Source organism: Streptomyces sp. NBC_01408 (assembly GCF_026340255.1).
Classification (GTDB): Bacteria; Actinomycetota; Actinomycetes; order Streptomycetales; family Streptomycetaceae; genus Streptomyces.
On record NZ_JAPEPJ010000008.1, the window covers coordinates 1 to 2,892 of the forward strand.

Below are 2,892 nucleotides of genomic sequence, written 5' to 3' on the forward strand. Positions count from 1 at the left end.
GGCCGATCAAGAACCAGTGGGTGTGGACAGGCCGGCGAGGAAGGGCCCCCGAACACGGCTGGTGGGGCAGTGGTGTGGTGTCCGAGCCGCTTCACGCCCTTCAGGAGATCATCCTGTCGGTGAATGCGGTGATCATGCCAAAGAGGTGTCACGCGATGGGGTGCGCGCCCACCCTCGGCCGGCTGACTGGCCACCCCGGAGCGGACCGGACGTCAGACGGCAAGCTCAGGGCCTGGCGTACCAGCCGTTCACGCCGCTGCCTTCCGACGGGTCGTACGACTGGTGCAGTCCGAGCAGCGCGGCCACAAGCCGGGGGTCCCAGCTTCCGTCGAGGACCCGGTACTCGTCCGCGACCCCCCGGAAGACGAGGTGCGCCCGGCGTGAGGAGTCGCGCCAGATCACCCTGCGCGGCTTGCCGAAGGCGTCGTCGCCCTCGCCGAGCAGGGACAGGATCAGCCACACCAGGCTCACGGGCAGGCCGACGGGCCACCACACCGCCCACCAGAACAGGCGCCCACGGAAGCCGCGCACGGAGTGTCCGGTCACCGATTCGACGGTCCAGCGCGCGCGGGCACCGCGCAGGGCGCGTCCGCGCCGGTACGTGATCCGGCCCAGCGGGGCACCGTACGGGTCGTCGACGCGGTACACGGCGGGGCGTCCGCTCACGCGCGAGGCTGTCTCCTCCGTCGACACCCGGGCGATCGCGGTCTGGCCCTCACCGACGACGTCGAAGGTACGGGCGGAGGGGTGCGCGGCGCTTCCGTGGCCGTCGGGCAGGCGGCAGAGCAGCCCGATGGCGATATGCCCTTCGTGTCCCGCGCCGTCGCCGTGGCGGACGACGACCGGCAAGGACGTCCCGTACCGCACGTTGTACGTCATCCGCCCCTGGGCCATGCTCTGTCCTTCCCCCGCGTCGCCGCACGGCGGCGCTTGTGGCCCTCATGATCTCATTCGCCGTTCAGAGACATCCGGAGGGGAAGCCCTGGGCCACGAAGAGCCACTTCACGCGACCGTCGGGCACTCTCCACAGGGCCTGCACCGGTTCGTGTCCCGAAGGGGCCGTCACATCGGGAGAGACAGACGCACGCGCCCGCCGCTCTTGCCGGTCGGGCCGGGTCAGGCGGGCAGGGCGGGTGGCCAGTCCGGGGCGGGGTCCTCGGAGAGCAGGGGGCGCAGGGCGCCGACCGCCGCGCCGATGCAGGTGTCCCGCAGCTCGGTGCGGGTGCAGGTCTCGCGCGTGAGCCAGTCCACGCACAGCACCTGGACGAACACGAGCCAGGCCTTCAGTGCCGCGGAGACGGCGGAGTGCGTGCGTTCGTCTGCGAGCGGGAGCCCACCGAGCAAGCGTGAGCGCAGGGCGTCGAGTTCGTCCGTCATGATCGTCTGGATGACAGGGTCGCCCGCCAGCACCCGGTTCGCGGCCAGGACGGCGTGGCGGTTGGTGATGAAGTAGTCGAGGTGGGCGTCCAAGCCCTGGGTGAGCTGCTCGACGAGCGTGGCGCTGGGATCGAACGTGGTCGCCTCCAGTAGCCGATCGGTCGCCTGCTGGTAGACCGCGGCGAAGAGGGCGTGCTTGCTCGGGAAGTGCTGGTAGAGCAGGGCGCGGGATACGCCGGCCTGCCGGGCGACGTCCTCCATCAGCACGTCGTCGTAGGGAGCGGCGGAGAACAACTGGGCTCCGACGGTGAGCAGTTGGGCACGGCGGTCGGCGGGGGGCAAACGTCGGCGGGGCGGCATGCACCCAGATTACTACTTGACACGCATCTATTAAGGGGGGCTACCCTCAAGCTAACTAGACGCACGTCAACTAAGTGGGGTGGAGTCATGGCCAAGGCACTCCGGGTGTTCGCATGGGTGATGGGCCTCGCCTGCACGGCGATCGGGCTGTTCCACGTGGTCGGCGGCAATGCCGCGATTCCGGGCGAGGCCGACGCCGGCCCCACTCTGGACAGCCTGGGCCGGTTCCTCGGCGCGATCTTCGCCGGGTACGGGCTGGCCTGGCTGTGGGCGGCCCGGCAGGACCCCGTCCCGGCGAAGGTGGTGCGGTGGCTCGCGGTGGTTTTCCTGCTGGGCGGCGTGGGGCGGCTGCTGTCCCTGGCGGTGCACGGGTGGCCGCACTGGTTCCAGGTGGCGCTGACCGTGATCGAGCTGGTCTTCCCGCCAGTCTGGTTCTGGCTGGCGGATGCCGACGAGCGGGCGGCCCGGGAGCGGCGGCCCGCGGGTGCGCCGGCCGCCGGGCCGTCTCTTCCGGATCTTGCCTGACCCGCGCCGCCCGGCACCGCACCCCGCCGGCATCGCACCCCGCCGCGTTGTGGAGACACCCGAGTACGTCCAGTAGTCGGGCGCCTCTCCGCCTCCCCGCCTTTCGATGCACGGCGCCGGACGACGGGGGCTCATCCGGCAAGATCCGGAAGAGATGGCCCAGACCCTGGTGCGGGCCTCGGAAACCGAGGGCACCAGCGCCTTCGTCCTCCCGGCCCTGCGGCTCGCGCTGATCCTGGCGGTGGGCCTCCTCGCCGATGCGCTGGCGGGCCTGCGCCCGGCTCGGCACGCGGCCCGGCTGAATGTCCCGCGGGCCATCACCCAGGAGTTAGGGACCCCCATATGCCCGAACCCGTTTACCCGGCCCAGGACCCGCACACCCGAACCGCACTCAGAACCCCCGTCCGTACCGCGATCCGTCCCGTCCCCAGCCGAAATGCCGTTGGAGGCACCTGAGATGTCAGCTCAGACCATCCCACCCGCAGGCGAGCGCGAGAGGGCGGGGCTGTCCGCTCCGGCAGCCACCGGCGGCGTCATCACCATCGCGCTGTTCATCGTCCTGTTCTTCGTCAGCGGCTTCCTCAACGCCGAGATCCCCAAGCCCGACGCGCCGCTGAAGGAGATCACCGA

At 71.0% G+C, this 2,892-nt stretch carries 3 protein-coding genes; 1 reads left to right on the top strand and 2 read right to left on the bottom strand.

All coding sequences use genetic code 11. The features are described from left to right. Positions 1 to 225: 225 nt before the first annotated feature. Both OG447_RS32165 and OG447_RS32170 read right to left on the bottom strand, forming a co-directional pair. Positions 226 to 894 carry a hypothetical protein gene (locus OG447_RS32165; protein WP_266941188.1) on the bottom strand — a complete coding sequence of 223 codons (669 nt, stop codon included), beginning with the start codon at positions 892 to 894 and terminating at the stop codon, positions 226 to 228. Between the two features lie 222 nt (positions 895 to 1,116). Further along, positions 1,117 to 1,737, bottom strand: coding sequence for a TetR/AcrR family transcriptional regulator (locus tag OG447_RS32170; RefSeq protein ID WP_266941190.1), 621 nt, complete (start codon positions 1,735 to 1,737; stop codon positions 1,117 to 1,119). Between the two features lie 87 nt (positions 1,738 to 1,824). On the opposite strand from OG447_RS32170, the gene OG447_RS32175 reads away from it, so the two are divergent. Next, entirely contained in the window at positions 1,825 to 2,262 is a 438-nt protein-coding gene (locus OG447_RS32175; RefSeq protein WP_266941191.1) for a DUF4345 domain-containing protein, read from the top strand. The last annotated feature ends 630 nt before the right edge of the window (positions 2,263 to 2,892 follow it).

Bases quoted from the DNA above. Each gene is read 5' to 3' on its own strand.
- OG447_RS32175 (WP_266941191.1), top strand. From the start codon at position 1,825: ATGGCCAAGGCACTCCGGGTGTTCGCATGGGTGATGGGCCTCGCCTGC.
- OG447_RS32170 (WP_266941190.1), bottom strand. From the start codon at position 1,737: ATGCCGCCCCGCCGACGTTTGCCCCCCGCCGACCGCCGTGCCCAACTG.
- OG447_RS32165 (WP_266941188.1), bottom strand. From the start codon at position 894: ATGGCCCAGGGGCGGATGACGTACAACGTGCGGTACGGGACGTCCTTG.